We start from the raw sequence: 15,307 nt of genomic DNA on the forward strand, positions 1-15,307 counted from the left end.
GGCGGCGCGCCGGTGGGCGGCCACCCCGCCCGAGGTCACCAGCGGTAGTGGGCGAAGGCCTTGTTGGACTCGGCCATCTTGTGGGTGTCCTCGCGCTTCTTCACCGCGGCACCGAGGCCGTTGGAGGCGTCGAGGATCTCGTTCATCAGGCGCTCGGACATCGTCTTCTCACGACGGTCCTGGGCGTAGCCGACCAGCCAGCGCAGCGCGAGCGTGGTGCCGCGCGTGCCCTTGACCTCGATCGGGACCTGGTAGGTCGCACCGCCGACGCGACGGGACTTGACCTCGATCGCGGGCTTGACGTTGTCCATGGCGCGCTTCAGCGTCACGACCGGGTCGGTGCCGGTCTTCTCGCGGCAGCCCTCCAGGGCGCCGTAGACGATGCGCTGAGCGACCTGCTTCTTGCCGTCCTGCAGCACCTTGGAGACGAGCTGGGAGACCAGCTGCGACCCGTAGACCGGGTCGACGTCGATGGGGCGCTTCGGAGCGGGGCCCTTGCGCGGCATGTCAGCTCTTCTCCTTCTTCGCGCCGTAGCGGCTGCGAGCCTGCTTGCGGTTCTTCACGCCCTGGGTGTCGAGCGTGCCGCGGATGATCTTGTAGCGGACACCGGGAAGGTCCTTCACCCGGCCGCCGCGGACGAGCACGATCGAGTGCTCCTGCAGGTTGTGACCCACGCCCGGGATGTAGGCGGTGACCTCGACGCCGCTGGACAGGCGCACACGGGCGACCTTGCGCAGGGCGGAGTTCGGCTTCTTCGGGGTGGTGGTGTAGACGCGGGTGCAGACGCCTCGGCGCTGCGGCGATCCCTTCAGGGCAGGCGTCTTGTTCTTCGACACCTTGTCCTGGCGGCCCTTGCGGACCAGCTGGTTGATGGTGGGCACCTGGTGGTTCCCCTTCTGTTTCTCATCTCACTGCGCAGCGCTCTGCTCCGCAGGGTGTGACGGCGGCCTGACCTGCTCCGCCGTGCGTGGCCGGGTGGTGCTGCTCAACCCGCGTTGCTCGCCCCCGAGGTCGGGCGTGTCGCCCTCAGCACGGTGCCGCCCCGGCTCGGGGAGGCGATGGACTGTGCGTGACGGCTGCTACCGGGCCTGTTTCCGACAGCTACTTCCGCGCACGCGCAACGGCCTGGTCGTCCCAGACACGAGGAATGAGGCTACCCGGCGCCCGCAGGGCGGTCAAAACCCGACGGAGGCCCAGGAACAGGGCCGCGCAGAGGACCGTGCCGAGCACCGTCGCCGCCCCTCCGACCAGGAGGGTCCAGCGAGCACCGTACGTCTCCCCCACCCAGCCGATGAACGGCGCCCCCAGCGGCGTCCCGCCGATGAAGATCATCATGTACAGCGCCATCACCCGCCCCCGCATCACGGGGTCGGTGTGCAGCTGCAGGTGGGCGTTGGCGCTGGTGATCATCGTCAGCGCCGCCAGCCCCAGCAGCGGGCACAGCAGGGCGAAGACGAGGTACGACGGTGCCAGCCCGGCCACGACCTCGAGCGCGCCGAAGGCCACCGCCGCCCCCACGACCAGCCGGTGCCGCACGTGCGGTCGGCGGGCGGCCATCAGCGACCCGGCCAAGGATCCGACGGCCAGGAAGGTGCCGAGCAGGCCGTACTCGGTGGGACCGCGCCCGAAGACCTCGGTGGCCATCAGGGCGCTGGTCATCTGGAAGTTCAGCCCGAAGGTGCCCGCGAAGAACACGATGCCCAGGATCAGCAGCAGGTCGGGCCGGCCCCGGACGTAGGCCACGCCCTCGCGCACCTGGCCGGGCCGTCGCGGGACCCGGTCGGGCGTGCGCAGGGCCGCCCCGTCCAGGGCGCGCAGGGTGAGCACGGGAGCGGCGTACGAGAGGCCGTTGAGGAGGATGACCCATCCGGTGCCGACGACGCCGGCGCCGAACGCGGCGATCAGCAGCCCGGCCAGCGCCGGGCCGATGATGCGGGCGGTGTTGAAGCTGGCGGAGTTCAGGCCCACGGCGTTGGTGAGGTCGTCGGGGCCGACGATCTCGGAGACGAAGGACTGGCGCGCCGGCGCGTCGAAGGCCGAGGCCACGCCGAGGACGAGCGCCAGGACGTAGACGTGCCAGATCTGCACCTGGTCGGTCACCGCCAGCAGCCCGAGCACCACCGCCGGGACCGCCATCGCCACGTTGGTGACCTGCAGCAGCCAGCGCTTGGGCACGCGGTCGGCGATGACGCCCGCGACCGGCGAGAGCAGCAGGAACGGCAGGAACTGCAGCCCCGTCACGACGCCGAGCGCCGCACCCGAGCCGGTGAGCACCAGGACCAGCCAGTCCTGGGCCACGCGCTGCATCCAGGTGCCGACGTTGGACACCAGGGCACCGCCGGCGTAGCGCCGGTAGTTGGCGTTGGACAGGGCGCGGAACGTGGGACTCAGGTCGTCGCCTCCGGGAGTGGCTGGAAGGGATGTCGACCGGTCAACAACGTGTCGGCGTCAACCATTCCCGGCGGGCGGTTTCACCACCCGGGTGGTGAAACCGGCGCTTGCCTGCTGGAACTCCGTGAGCCAAGCGGCAGTTCCGGTCGACCAGTCCGCGGGCGTCAGGTGAGCCAGGAGGTGATCGGGTCGATCGCGAAGTAGACGACGAACAGCCCGGCGACCACGGCGAGCAGCGGGTGGATGGTGCGGACCTTGCCCAGGACGACCTTGATGAGGACGTAGGAGACGAACCCGGCGCCGATGCCCACGGTGATGGAGTAGGTGAACGGCATCAGCACGATCGTGAGGAACGCCGGCAGCGCCACCTCGACGTCGGACCAGTCGATCTCGGTGACCTGCTGCATCATCAAGAAGCCCACCAGCACCAGGGCCGGGACGGCGGCCTCCGAGGGGATGGCGCGCACGACCGGGGTGAAGAACATCGCGGCCAGGAAGAGCAGCCCGGTCACGACCGAGGCCAGCCCGGTGCGAGCACCCTCCCCCACGCCCGAGGCGGACTCGATGTAGGAGGTGTTGGAGGAGACCCCGGCGGCGCCACCGGCGATCGCGGCGACCGAGTCGACCACGAGGATGCGCTGGGTGTGCGGCGGCACGCCCTCCTCGTCGTTGAGACCGGCCTCGGCACCGATGGCGGTCATCGTGCCCATCGTGTCGAAGAAGTCGGCCAGCAGCAGCGAGAAGACCAGCAGCAGGGCGGCGATGATCCCGATCGTCTCGAAGGCACCGAACAGCGAGAACTCCCCCAGCGTCGCCAGGTCGGGGACGTCCACGAAGCCGTCGACGGTCGGGACGCTCAGCGACCAGCCGCCCGGGTTGTCCGCGGAGCGGCCACCCAGGTCGAGCACGCCCTCCAGCACCGCGGCCGCGACGGTGGCGACCAGGATGGCGATCAGGATGGCGCCGCGGACCTTGCGCACCCACAGCGCCACGAGCAGCACCAGGCCGAGCGCGAAGACGAGAACCGGCCAGCCGGCCAGCGTGCCCCCGGCGCCGAGCTGCACCGGCACGGTCGTCTGCGCGGCGTCGGGGATGCGGGTCACGAAGCCGGCGTCGACGAAGCCGATCAGGGCGATGAACAGCCCGATCCCGACAGAGATCGCCACCTTCAGCTGGGTGGGGACGGCGTGGAAGACCGCCGTACGGAACCCGGTGAGGACCAGCACGAGGATGACCAGGCCCTCCAGGACCACCAGGCCCATCGCGTCGGCCCAGGTCGCCTGGGTGGCGATGGCGACCGCGACGAACGCGTTGAGGCCCAGACCGGTGGCCAGCGCCAGGGGGAACTTGGCCACCGTGCCCATGAGGATCGTGAGGACGCCGGCGACCAGCGCGGTGCCCGCCGCGATGGCCGGCAGGTTGGAGCCGTCGCCGGGACCGCCCCCGAGGTAGGCGCCGGTGGAGTCGGGCACGAAGCCGAGAATCAGCGGGTTGAGCACGATGATGTAGGCCATCGTCAAGAAGGTGACGACCCCGCCGCGGACCTCGCGGCCCACGGTCGAGCCGCGGGCGGTGATCTCGAAGTAGCGGTCGAGGGTGCTGGTGGCGCTCGGGGTCGCGGTGCTGCTCACGGAGGCACACCCAACCAGACCGCCGCGCCGGGCGTCGAGGGGGTCCCGCCCGGGCGGCTACAGTCGCGCTCGTGGACCTGCGCGACGAGCAGCCGACCCAGCACGAGATCGGCAACCGCACCTTCCTGGTGGCCGACGTCGACCCGCTCGACGTCGACGGCGTGCGCACCGTCTCGGTGGGGTCGGGGCTGTTCCTGCTGGGCTTCTTGGCGCTGCTCCCGTTCTACGGCTCGCTGCAGGAGAACGGGCGCACCTGGTGGCTATGGATGTGCCTGACCGGCTTCGCCCTCGGCCTGTTCGGCGTGGAGTACTGCCGGCGGCGCCGGCGCGCCCGCGACCGGATGCGCGAGGACGGCGTGTGAGCACCCTGCCGCCCACCCGGTGGGAGCAGGCCGGACCCGCCGCGGCGCAGGGCTTCGGCCGCAAGTTCGGCGAGCTCGTGGCCAGCGGCCAGGACGTCGACGGCGAGGCCCGCCTCGCCGACACGCTGCTGCCGCGCGGCGCCCGGGTGCTGGACGTCGGCGCCGGCATGGGCCGGGTCACCGCCGCTTTGTCCGCGCGCGGCCACACGGTGGTCGGCGTCGAGCCCGACCTCGCGCTGGTCGAGCAGGCACGGGCCACCTACCCGGGCATCGACGTCCTGCACAGCGACGTGCTCGGGCTCGACGACGCGCTGCTCGGGGACCGGCCCGCGCAGTTCGACCTGGTCGTCGTCGTCGGGAACGTCATGGTGTTCCTCGCCGAGGGCACCGAGCGCCGCGTGCTCTCGCTGCTGCGCTCGCGCCTGGCCCCCGGCGGGCGGGTGCTGCTCGGCTTCCACCTCGTCGGGGCACCGGCGCACGCGCGGTCCTACCCCGCCGAGGAGTTCGTCGCCGACGCCGAGGCGTCCGGGCTGCGGGTCGACGCGCGGTTCGGGTCCTACGAGCTGCACCCCGCGAACGAGGAGTACGCCGTGTGGGTGCTGTCGGCCTCCCACGCAGGTCCCCCGCCGACCGACTTCGGGCACGCCTTCAGCTGAGGCCGGCGACCGAGGTCGCCGGGTCTCGACGCCCGCTCGCTGGCGCTCGCTGCTCGACCAGCGGTGGGTCCAGGTCGGCGACCGAGGTCGCCGGGTCTCGACGCCCGCTCGCTGGCGCTCGCTGCTCGACCAGCGGTGGGTCCAGGTCGGCGACCGAGGTCGCCGGGTCTCGACACGCGGGTCGCGCGCTCGACCACCATCGACGCGTCCGCTGGCGCGTCCGCGTCAGAACGTCTCGATGAGGCTGGCGTCGAGGTCGTCGACCACCGGCTCCGGGAGCGGCTGCGGCTCGTGCTTCTTGGCCAGCCGGACCTCGGAGTGGGCACCGCAGCCGTGGTCGAAGGAGACGATCCGGCCGTCGTCGTTGGCGTCGCCGTTGGCGCACACGCCGAAGGTCTCGGCCAGCGGGCCGGCGATGCGCATGAGGAAGCCGCACGACGTGCACTGGTCGGGCGCCGACTGGGCGATCGGCGCACCGGGGCCGCCGTCGCCGTCGTACCACCGCTGGGCGGCGAGGTCGCGGCCCTCCGGGGAGAGCGTGCGCGAGCGGCCGAGGCCGAGGTCCTTGGCGACCTGGCGGATCTGCGCCTTGTCGTCGGCGTCGAGCGGGTCGTCGCCGAAGGAGTAGGTGGGCACCAGGCGAGGGTCGTCGTCGGCGACCGGCAGCAGGTCCCCCGGGGAGAGGTCGCCGGGGCGGATGCGCTCGCGGTAGGGCACCCACTCGGGGGCGACGATCGCCTCCTCGCCGGGCAGCAGCACCGTCTCGGCGACGGTCACGTGCTTCTGCCGAGGCGCGCGCACCAGGGTCACGCACCAGTGCCAGCCGACGTAGCCCTTGCGGGTGCAGGCGAAGCGGTGGGTGACCACCCGCTCGCCCTCGACGTCGTGGCCGAGGTGCTCGCCGACGTCACGCGGGTCGTCGACGTCGGCGATCAGGGCGTCGCGTGCGACGTCGACGGCCGCGACCGTGGCACGGTCGGGCTTGGCACGGGCGATGGTCGTCACGGCGGGCAATCATGCCTCCTCGGCCGTGCCCGTGTCAGGTCGCCCCGCGCATCGGGTCGCCGTCGCCGCCGGCACGGCCCCGGACCTCGTGTCCCTCACCCGACCTGCTCGGGGTCACCAGGCAGGATGGGGCGCATGACGACGCCGTCCGAGGACCAGCCCGGCGCCGCGTCCTCCGCGGGCGGCGGAGGTGGCACCTCCACGGGCACCCGGGGAGGTGCCCCGGGAGGCACCCCCGGGGCCGGATCAGGGGCAGGATCGGGTGCCGGCTCGGGCAGCCGCGCCAGGGCGGTCGGGCGCGGGCTGGGCACGGGTGCGCGGGCGACCGGGCGCGGTGCGGCCGGGTTCGCCCGGGCGACGGGCCGGGCGACGGCGTACGTCGGCAGCCAGGCGCGGCGCGCCGCCGGCGCCCAGGGCGCCGAGGACTCCGGGCTGAACCGGCTGATCTACCTGCACTTCTTCAACACCGCCGGCGACGCGGCCGTCGCGATCTCGCTGGCGGGCAGCCTGTTCTTCCAGGTGCCCTCGGGCGAGGCGCGCGGCCAGGTGGCGCTGTTCCTGGGCCTGACGATGCTGCCGTTCGCGATCGTCGCGCCGCTGATCGGGCCGTTCCTCGACCGCTTCTCCCACGGTCGCCGCTGGGCGATCGGGGCGACGATGGCCCTGCGGGCGTTCCTGGTGTGGGCGCTGGCCGGCGCCATCGCGGAGGGCGACTCGCCGTGGCTGTTCGCCGCCGCCCTCGGGGTGCTGGTCTCCTCGAAGGCCTACGGCGTGACCCGGGCCGCGGCGGTGCCGCGTCTGCTGCCCGAGGGGTTCACCCTGGTCAAGGCCAACGGGCGCGTCTCCCTGGCCGGCATCGTGGGGGCGTCGGTGTCCGCACCGATCGCCGGGCTGGCCTCGCTGGCCGGGTCGGAGTGGTCGCTGCGCTACGCGTTCCTGCTGTTCGTCGTCGCCGTCGTCTGCGCGATCCGGCTGCCGGAGAAGGTCGACTCGTCGGTGGGTGAGGGCGAGCTCGTGCTGATGGGCGAGACCCTGCGGCGCCCGGGCCGCCGCCCGCGGACCCGGATCCCGCGGGCCGTCGCGTTCGCCCTGCGGGCCAACTGCGGGCCGCGGTGGATGAGCGGGTTCCTGCTGATGTTCATGGCCTTCCTGCTCCGCGAGAACCCGCCCGAGTCGGGGCTCTCCCCCGAGGTGCTGATCGCGCTCGTCGTCGGTGCCGCCGGTGCCGGCAACGGGCTCGGTGTCGCCATGGCCTCGCTGCTGCGCCGGATCAACCCGTCGGTGACGGTCGTGCTCGCGCTGCTCGCCGACGCCGCCCTGGCGCTCGTCGCGACGCTCTTCTACGGCGTGCTGCCGCTGGTGCTGCTCGGCCTGGTGGCCGGGCTGTCGCAGTCCCTGGCGAAGTTCTGCCTCGACGCCACCATCCAGCGTGACGTGCCGACCGGGGTCCAGGCCTCGGCGTTCGCGCGCTCGGACACGACCCTGCAGCTGGCGTGGGTCATCGGCGGCTTCGTGGGCATCGCGCTGCCCCTGGACCCGCCCCGGCTCGGGCTCGGGGTCGCCTTCGCCGTGCTCGCCGCGTGGTCGGTGTTCGTGCTGGCCAGCAGGCGGTCGATGCCGGTGCCGGTCGCCAGCTGAGCGGGCTGTCCGGTGTCACCACCCTGGTGGTGGAACCGGCCCCTGCCTCACGGAACTCCGGTCGACCAGCGGCAGCTCCACGAGACCAGCCCGCGGTCGGACTGCAGCGCGCGGGGGCGCCGGACTAGGAGTCGAGCTCGTCGGCGAGGGCGCGGAGCACCTTGGCGGTCTGCTTGCCGGCCGCCTTGTCGGGGTGCCGGCCGTGGCGGTAGGCCTCGGAGGTCGAGTCGAGGAGGCGGATGACGTCCTCGACGATGGTGACCATCGCGTCGGGCGACTTCCGCTTCGCCTCGGCGCGGTTGCGGCTCACCGAGGCGGGGGCGTCGAGGATGCGCACCTGCAGCGCCTGGTCGCCGCGGCGGCCCTGGGCGATGCCGAACTCGACCTTGGTCCCCGGCTTCAGCGCGGTCGTGCCCTCGGGCAGCGCCTCGGCGCGCACGTAGACGTCGGGCCCGGACTCCTGGGACAGGAAGCCGAAGCCCTTCTCGGCGTCGTACCACTTCACCTTGCCAGTCGGCACTGCACTCGTTCCTCGGTCGGGGTCGGGAGCCACCGGCGTGTGCCGGAGCCGGGCAAGGATATGCAGCCCGGCAAGCGCGGGGCCATCGGGATCCGCCGGACGGTCAGCGGAGGGTCACCCGGAGAGCAGGTCGGGCGCCAGCGTCGAGACCCCGACGACCAGCCCGCTGACGTTGGCCGCAAGCAGCACCAGGGTCCACAGCACCGACGGGACCCGCGTCAGCCGCGCCAGCTGGTCGGGGTCGGAGCCGCGGCGTCCGGCGCGGCCGGCCACCAGCAGCTCGAGAAGCGGCCGGGGCGCGGCGAGCAGGAGCAGCCACGCGAGCAGCAGTGCCAGCGCGGACTGCGCGCGGGCATCGGCGTACCAGGTGACGGCGACGGTCCCGGCGAGCACGACCACGACCACCAGCAGGCCGAAGCCGTTGCGGATCCACAGCAGGACCAGCAGGAGCAGCACGGACAGCGACCACAGCAGCAGCAGGGCCCGGCCGTCGGCGAGCAGCAGGGCCGCCCCCAGTCCCACCAGCGCCGGCGCGAGGTAGCCGGCCGCGAGCATCGCCACCATGCCCGGGCCGCTGGGCCGGCCGCGGGAGACCGTCACGCCGCTGGTGTCGGAGTGCAGCCGGATGCCCTGCAGCCGGCGCCCCACCCCCAGCGCCACCAGCGCGTGACCGGCCTCGTGCACCACCGTGACGAGCAGCCGCACCCGCGGCCAGGTCCCCGGCCACAGGACCAGGGCCAGCGCGACGGCCCCGGCACCCAGCACGACCGCGGGGTCCGGCAGCGCCTGGCGGGAGGTGAGGTCGGACCACACGCGGTCCCAGCCGCTCTCCAGCCCCGCCGCGAGCGTCCTCACGAGGCGGGTCGCTCGGCGAGGTGGTCGTCGAGCCAGTCGGGGAACTCGTGCAGCGAGGTCAGCACGACGTCGGTGCCGGCGTCGAGCAGCTCCGCGCGCCCGCAGCCGCCGGTCAGCACCGAGACGCTCAGCGCCCCGGCCGCACGGGCGCCCTCGACGTCGTGCACGTGGTCGCCGACGTAGACGCCGGCTCCCTCCTCGCGCAGCACCTCGGCCTTGCCGGTGCCCCAGACCCAACCCTCCAGCCGGTCCACCTCGAGGCCGAGGTGGTCCAGGTGCAGCCTGGCGTTCGGGGCGTACTTGCCGGTGACGACCAGGACCCTCCCCCCGTGGCGCCGCACGGCACCCACCGCCTCGTGCGCCCCCGGCAGCGTCGGCACCGGGACGATGGCGTGCGCGGGGTAGAGCGCCCGGAACCGGTCCCCCGCCGGACCGATCTCCTCGGCCCGCAGGTGGTCGGCCAGCAGGTGCTCCAGCGGAGGACCCAGCCGCTCGGTCATCTGCTCCACCGGGAAGTCGACCCCCAGCTCGCGGCCCAGGACCCGCAGGACCTCGCCGAAGCCGGGGGCGGTGTCGATCAGCGTCATGTCGAGGTCGAAGCCCACGACGGGACCGGTCGGGCGGGGCGGCTGCTGGCTCACGCGCCGAGCCTAGGGGCGCTCCGGCTGCCCCGGGACCGCCGCCTTCCCCCGTCCGGCTGCCCTCGTCCGCCACATCGGTCACAATGGTGAGTCCGGCGTCCGCGCGACGCCGCCGACCCCACCGCGCCCGACGTACGACGAGGTCCACCGTGTCCACCAGCCGCAGCCGCCACCGACGGCTGCGTGCTGCCCTCACGGCCGCGTCCATGGGGCTGGCCACCGCCGTGGCGTCGTTGGCCCTCCCCGTCGCGCTCACCGCGCCGCAGGCGAGCGCCGCCGGGGCGACCGAGCTCTACCTCGTGACGATGGACGGCCCCGGCCTGGCCGCCGCCCCTCCCGGGCCGGCCACCGAGATCGCGCGCTGGCGGATCCGCGCCGAGCAGGAGGCGCTGCTGGCCCGCGTCGGAGCGACGCAGCCGGTCTACCGCTACTCCACCGCGCTCAACGGCCTCGCGCTGCGGCTGACCGCCGCCGAGGCCCGCGACCTGGTCACCGCGCCGGGTGTCGCCCTCGTCGAGGAGGCGCAGGTCCGCCGGCTGGCCGGTCGCGACCTCGCGGACGACCCGGCCAGGCTGAGCCCCGGCGGCGCCCGCCGCGGCGGCCAGGGGGTCGTGGTCGGGCTGGTCGACACCGGGCTGGACCCCGACACCCCGCTCTTCTCGGCCACCGCGCGCGTCAGCCGTGGAGCCCGGGACCGCGCCCCCTCCTGCATGCCCGAGCCCGCGTGGGGCCCCGGCTGGTGCACCGACAAGGTCGTCGCCGGCCACTGGTTCGTCGCCGGCTTCGGCGTCGACCGACTCGCCAGCCGCGCCACGCTCGCCCCCGTCGACGACGTCGGCCACGGCACCCAGGTCGCCTCCATCGCCGCCGGCAACGCCGACGTCCCCGTCCGGGTGCGCGGCAACGAGATCGGCCGGTACGCCGGGATCGCCCCCGACGCCCAGGTGGCGGTCTACAAGGCCTGCTGGACCGCGCCCGACCCCGCCGACGACGGCTGCTCGACCGCCGACCTCGTCGCCGCGATCGACCGCGCCGTCGCCGACGGCGTCGACGTCCTCAACCTGTCCGTGGCCGGCCCGCCGACCCTCGACACCGTCGAGCTGGCCCTGCTCGGCGCCGCCGAGGCCGACGTCGTGGTCGTGGCCGCCGCCGGCGGGGACGCCGTGGGCGGCACCGCCCACTCCTCGCCCTGGGTCACGACCGTCGGGGCCGGCACCGGCACGGTCCGACGGGGCGAGGTCCGCCTCGGCGGCGGCACCCGGCTCCTCGGCGCGATGAGCTCCCCCGGCGAGCCCGTGCGTGCCCGGGTCGTCCGCGCCGCGGACGCCGCCGCCCGCGGTGCCTCCCGGGCCGCCGCCCGCCGCTGCGAGCCCGGCTCCCTGGACACCTCCGTCGTCGCCGAGCGGGTCGTGCTGTGCGAGCGCGGAGGTGTCGGTCGCGTCGACAAGTCCCAGACCGTCGCCGAGGCCGACGGCGTCGGCATGGTCCTGGTCAACACCGGCGCCGGCGACCTCTCCGCCGACCTGCACGCGGTGCCCACCGTCCACCTGGGAGCCGACGACGGTCGTCGCCTGATGTCGTGGGCCGCGAGCCACCCGCGCGGCCGGGTGATCCTCTCGGCCCGCCCCGTGACCCGCGCGGTCCCCCGCGTGCTGGAGTGGTCCAGCACGGGCAGCCCGGCAGCGGCGTACCCCAAGCCGGACGTGGTCGCCCCCGGCGACGGCGTCCTCGGGGCGGTGCCCGGCGGCCAGGGCTGGCAGTTCCTCGGGGGCACCTCCGCCGCGGCGGCCTGGGTGAGCGGCACCGCCGCACGGCTGCGCGCCGAGCGCGGCTGGAGCGCCGCGGCCACCCGCAGCGCCATGGTCACCACTGCCGAGCCGCTGCCGGCCGGCGTGCTGGACGCCGGCGCCGGACGCGTCCGCGTGCAGGCCGTCGACTCCCCCGGGCTGGTGCTGGGGGTAGACCCGACCGACTACCGCGACTGGCTCGACGGCGAGCGACTGGGCCTGAACACCCCCGCTCTCGTGGTGCGCGGGGAGGGCACGCTGACCCGCACGGTCACCAACGTCGGACGGCGGGCCCGCTACTTCTCCACCTCCGCCGTCGGCTTCGACCGGCACGACGTGAGCGTCACCCCGGCCGCCGTGCGGCTGGGCCCCGGGGAGAGCGCCCGGATCACCGTCCGCGTCACCCGTGGCGAGGGCACCCAGGAGGACGGCGCGGTGCTGCTGCGGGGCGGGGCCGGCACCCGCACCCGGCTGCCGCTGCTGGTCACTCGCTGACGGTACGGACCGGCGGCAGGTGGGTGGGGTGCGGAGACGCTCCCGCCAGAGCCCACCCCCGGCGGAGGGGAACCACCCCTTCCGCTCCTTCGTCGCTCCAGGGGGGCCAGGCCCATCCACCCTCCGCCGGGGGTGGGCTCCGTCGTCCGCGTCACCGCACCCCGCGCGTCTCCCGCCGCCGGTCCGGTCTCACCTCGAGGTGGTCGGCCGAGCGCGGGTGCCCCGGGTGGGTCGGGTCAGGGGATGACCGGGAGCGGCTCCGGCTCGGCCTCGGCCTGGGCGACCAGCGCCGCCAGGGCGGTGGGGGCGTCCGCGGTGACCATGGCGCCCACGCCGTCGGCACCGGGGCCGGTGACCTCGGTGGTGACCGTGACCAGCGACCCGCCGTCGGTCGCCTCGACGACGTGGTCGACGCGGATCTCGAGCTCGCCCATCCGCAGCACGTCGAGGTAGCGCTCGTCGGGGTGGACGACCTCGAGCTCGAAGGGCATCTCGAAGCCGCCCGCCATCACCATGTGCCCGGTGGTGCCGACCCGGAAGGGCCCGTCCAGGACCACCTTCTCCACGGGCGGGTCCCAGGTGGGCCAGGTCGCGGTGTTGCTCCACAGGGCCCAGATGCGCTCGGGGGACGCAGTGGTCTGGAGGGTCTCGACGTGGCGGAAGGCGGGAGCAGCGTCCATGGCGCGCGAACCTATGCGTTCGGCCGCCTCCGCGCCAGGGGTCTCACCCGAGCGGGCACACCCGGGCGGAGGCACTGCCGCCTCCGACGTACGACGGAGCCCCGCCGACCCGGGGGTCGACGGGGCTCCGCGTGGTGCTGGGCCGCGGGCGGCTCAGCGTGGATCGGACCTCAGGAGGAGGTGCCGACCTTGATGACCATGACGCCGTTCTTCTTGACCTTCTTGACCGTGATGGTCGTGCCGGTCTTCGGGACGTCGACCGAGCTCCAGCCCTGCTGGTAGCGACCCGGGTGGGAGTCGGTGCCGTGCTCGTCGCCGGCGTACCACCAGTCGAGGGTGTCGTCGAAGGTGCTGACCGGTCGGATCTTCGGCAGCTCGAAGGGGTCCCCCAGCCAGTCGATCTCCTGGCTCTTCTTGCGGTCCAGGCCGAACGCGGCGTCGAAGGAGGACGTGCGGGGCCGGGCGAGGTTGCCGTCCGGGGTGTGCACGAACTCCGGGTGCGCGTCGACGGGCAGGATCAGGCCGCCACCGGGGTGGTCCCCGACGTTGTTGTCGTCGTAGGAGGTGTCCCAGTAGCTGATGAGCGCGCCCGCACCCTGCTGGTAGAAGTCGACCCGGTCGGGCTCCTCGGCGATGTTGCCGAAGTGGTAGACGTGCTTGAGGAGCCGGTCGCGACCGACGTACTGCCGGTTGTCGACGATGTAGGCGTTGACGTGCTCGGAGACCATCGTGCCGGTCGTGGTGGTGAAGCCGTCGAGGCTCCAGCCGTCCGCGCCGCCCTCGGCGGAGCCGATGGGGGTGCCGTCCAGGGCGACCTCGTCGACCTGGAAGCCGGGCAGCGAGACCGCGGCGTCGGTGAGGTAGCGGAAGCGGATGCCCACGGCCTCGGCCGGGACGGTGGCGGTGAGGTCGACCCAGCCGCCACTGCTGCCGGAGATACCGGTCTGGTCGGGGTTGGCCCCACCCTCGTCGGCGCCCTCGTAGGACCGGTCGGTCGGGACGTTCTCCCAGGTCTGGCCGTCGGTGGTGGCCTGGAGGAAGGCGTAGTCCCAGCCGTCCTCGATGCTCCACCGGGCCTTGGCGGTCAGCTCGCCGCCGCCGTCGACCCCGCGGGACATCGTGTTGTCGAGCTCGTTGCCCGAGCCGGAGAAGTAGTAGGAGTCACCGCAGGTGGCGCACGGGTCGCCGAGCTCGGTGGTGACCTCCTTGTCCGGGAGCAGCACCATCAGGGCGTTGTGCTCCTTGCCCTTGGTGGACTGGCCGGGGCGGATCCAGTGCTTGGAGGAGCGGCCCGCTCGGGCCACGTCGTAGTCGAGCCAGCCGAGCTGGAACTTCTCCCAGGCACCGAACGGCATCGGGCGGTCGCCGATGCCCTTGTCCTTCTTCGCGGTGCCGCGCGACTGCGACATCAGCGACCAGAAGCCGGTGGAGTTCTCCGCACCGCCGGTGTTGCCGGAGGTGTCGTAGAGGTCGGGCAGACCCAGGTCGTGGCCGAACTCGTGGGCGAAGACCGACAGGCCGCCGTTCTCGGGCTGGATGGTGTAGTCACCGACCCACACGCCGGTCGGGTTGTCGGGCAGCTCCACGGCCGAGCCGTTGGCGTCGGACGTGCCGCCCTCACCGATGTCGACGCCGCCGAACGGCGCGCCGCCCTCGGGGCCGGTGCCGTAGGGCTGGACACCGGCGTACCAGCGGTGGCTCCAGATGGCGTCGCCGCCGTAGATCGGGTCACCGTCGGCCTGGTCGCCACCGGCGTGCACGACCTGGAAGTGGTCGATGTAGCCGTCGGGCTCGTTGAAGTCACCGTCGCCGTCGAAGTCGTAGCGGTCCTGGACGTCGAAGGTCTTGAGGTACTCGCGGACCTGGGTCATCGTCCAGCCGGCGTCGAGCTTCTCCTGGGTCCAGACCGACAGCGCGTCGCGGATCAGGAACCAGGTGTTGTTGCAGCTGATGTCGCCGCACAGGTCGCGGCCGTAGCGCGCCTGGTTGAACGGGACCTTGACCCACTCGGTGACGTCGCCGTCGATGGAGTAGGTGCCGCTGGACTGCTCCTCGTAGAACGACTTCATCCGGTTGAAGTACATGTTCTCGAAGTAGGACTGGTCGTAGTCCTTCTCCCACAGCGTGGAGTTGTCCTCGCTGCGGTCGGGCTTCGGGATCTCGTTGTGCAGCGGGCCGTCGTCACGCTGGGCGTCGGACTCCCCGGCGGGGTACGCCGAGTGCACGGTGTCACCGAACTCGGCGAGCACCACGAAGATCTTGTCCGTGCCCTTCTGGGTGACCCGCGCGTAGGCGTCCTTGCTGACCCGCTCGACGGGCCCACCCTTGCCGCCGTTGCGCAGGCGCTGCTCCACGGCCTGGCGACGGAGGTCGGCGTACTTGTCCTGCCACGGCATGCTCAACGAGTCGCTGACACGCGGGGCGTCGTGAGTGCCCTCGCCGGTCGCCTGGGGTGCTGCACCCGACGGGGCCGCGGTCAGCGGCATCGCCAGGGCGGCGGCGACGAGCGAGGAGCTCGCGATGGTGGCGAGCTTCTTCCTGCTCAACTGCTTCCTCCCTTAACCGAGAACAGGCTCGCGCGACGTGCGGGAGCCCGAGCCCTCCCGCACCGTTTCCGAGCGCGTGGGGGATGGGGAGAGACGACA

Annotated in this window: 14 protein-coding genes; 4 read left to right on the top strand and 10 right to left on the bottom strand. The window is 73.4% G+C overall.

Annotated elements, in window-relative coordinates; genetic code table 11:
- Positions 1 to 35: 35 nt before the first annotated feature.
- From rpsG to BKA05_RS14275, 4 genes are all read right to left on the bottom strand, one after another.
- A complete protein-coding gene (gene rpsG / locus BKA05_RS14260) occupies positions 36 to 506 on the bottom strand; it encodes a 30S ribosomal protein S7 (protein ID WP_179532018.1) in 471 nt (156 codons plus the stop codon).
- A gap of 1 nt (position 507) precedes the next feature.
- Complete coding sequence (gene rpsL, locus BKA05_RS14265; protein WP_028636428.1) at positions 508 to 882, bottom strand: 30S ribosomal protein S12; 375 nt, start codon at positions 880 to 882, stop codon at positions 508 to 510.
- 220 nt (positions 883 to 1,102) lie between these two features.
- Complete coding sequence (locus BKA05_RS14270) at positions 1,103 to 2,392, bottom strand: MFS transporter (protein WP_179533225.1); 1,290 nt, start codon at positions 2,390 to 2,392, stop codon at positions 1,103 to 1,105.
- A 164-nt stretch (positions 2,393 to 2,556) separates the two neighbouring features.
- Complete coding sequence (locus BKA05_RS14275; RefSeq protein ID WP_179532019.1) at positions 2,557 to 4,023, bottom strand: solute carrier family 23 protein; 1,467 nt, start codon at positions 4,021 to 4,023, stop codon at positions 2,557 to 2,559.
- Positions 4,024 to 4,094: 71 nt separating this feature from the next.
- Here BKA05_RS14275 and BKA05_RS14280 point away from each other — a divergent pair, with 71 nt between their 5' ends.
- Positions 4,095 to 4,385 (top strand): DUF2530 domain-containing protein, encoded by a 291-nt coding sequence (locus BKA05_RS14280; RefSeq protein WP_343045687.1) that lies wholly within the window; start codon positions 4,095 to 4,097, stop codon positions 4,383 to 4,385.
- Complete coding sequence (locus BKA05_RS14285) at positions 4,382 to 5,041, top strand: methyltransferase domain-containing protein (RefSeq protein WP_218842417.1); 660 nt, start codon at positions 4,382 to 4,384, stop codon at positions 5,039 to 5,041. Before BKA05_RS14280 ends, BKA05_RS14285 begins: the two co-directional genes overlap by 4 nt.
- Positions 5,042 to 5,266: 225 nt before the next feature.
- Here BKA05_RS14285 and BKA05_RS14290 read toward each other — a convergent pair whose 3' ends face one another.
- Positions 5,267 to 6,046, bottom strand: a complete 780-nt coding sequence (locus tag BKA05_RS14290) for a DUF3027 domain-containing protein (RefSeq protein WP_179532021.1) — start codon at positions 6,044 to 6,046, stop codon at positions 5,267 to 5,269.
- A gap of 135 nt (positions 6,047 to 6,181) precedes the next feature.
- Here BKA05_RS14290 and BKA05_RS14295 point away from each other — a divergent pair, with 135 nt between their 5' ends.
- Positions 6,182 to 7,684: an MFS transporter gene (locus BKA05_RS14295; protein ID WP_179532022.1), complete on the top strand. Its 1,503-nt coding sequence runs from the start codon at positions 6,182 to 6,184 to the stop codon at positions 7,682 to 7,684.
- A 124-nt stretch (positions 7,685 to 7,808) separates the two neighbouring features.
- Here BKA05_RS14295 and BKA05_RS14300 read toward each other — a convergent pair whose 3' ends face one another.
- The 3 genes from BKA05_RS14300 to BKA05_RS14310 all read right to left on the bottom strand — a co-directional run bounded on the left by BKA05_RS14300 (position 7,809) and on the right by BKA05_RS14310 (position 9,700).
- Positions 7,809 to 8,204 (bottom strand): cold shock domain-containing protein, encoded by a 396-nt coding sequence (locus BKA05_RS14300; protein WP_179532023.1) that lies wholly within the window; start codon positions 8,202 to 8,204, stop codon positions 7,809 to 7,811.
- A gap of 114 nt (positions 8,205 to 8,318) precedes the next feature.
- A complete protein-coding gene (locus BKA05_RS14305) occupies positions 8,319 to 9,059 on the bottom strand; it encodes a M50 family metallopeptidase (protein ID WP_343045688.1) in 741 nt (246 codons plus the stop codon).
- Positions 9,056 to 9,700, bottom strand: coding sequence for an HAD family hydrolase (locus BKA05_RS14310; RefSeq protein ID WP_343045689.1), 645 nt, complete (start codon positions 9,698 to 9,700; stop codon positions 9,056 to 9,058). The genes BKA05_RS14305 and BKA05_RS14310 overlap by 4 nt, the downstream gene beginning before the upstream one ends.
- 149 nt (positions 9,701 to 9,849) lie before the next feature.
- Here BKA05_RS14310 and BKA05_RS14315 point away from each other — a divergent pair, with 149 nt between their 5' ends.
- Positions 9,850 to 11,982, top strand: a complete 2,133-nt coding sequence (locus BKA05_RS14315) for a S8 family serine peptidase (protein ID WP_179532024.1) — start codon at positions 9,850 to 9,852, stop codon at positions 11,980 to 11,982.
- Positions 11,983 to 12,218: 236 nt separating this feature from the next.
- Here BKA05_RS14315 and BKA05_RS14320 read toward each other — a convergent pair whose 3' ends face one another.
- Together BKA05_RS14320 and BKA05_RS14325 are read right to left on the bottom strand one after the other, a co-directional pair.
- Positions 12,219 to 12,662 (bottom strand): SRPBCC family protein, encoded by a 444-nt coding sequence (locus BKA05_RS14320; protein WP_179532025.1) that lies wholly within the window; start codon positions 12,660 to 12,662, stop codon positions 12,219 to 12,221.
- Between the two features lie 170 nt (positions 12,663 to 12,832).
- A complete protein-coding gene (locus tag BKA05_RS14325) occupies positions 12,833 to 15,208 on the bottom strand; it encodes an immune inhibitor A domain-containing protein (RefSeq protein WP_218842419.1) in 2,376 nt (791 codons plus the stop codon).
- Between the last annotated feature and the right edge of the window lie 99 nt (positions 15,209 to 15,307).

It is taken from the genome of Nocardioides marinus, from assembly GCF_013408145.1.
GTDB lineage: Bacteria > Actinomycetota > Actinomycetes > Propionibacteriales > Nocardioidaceae > Nocardioides > Nocardioides marinus.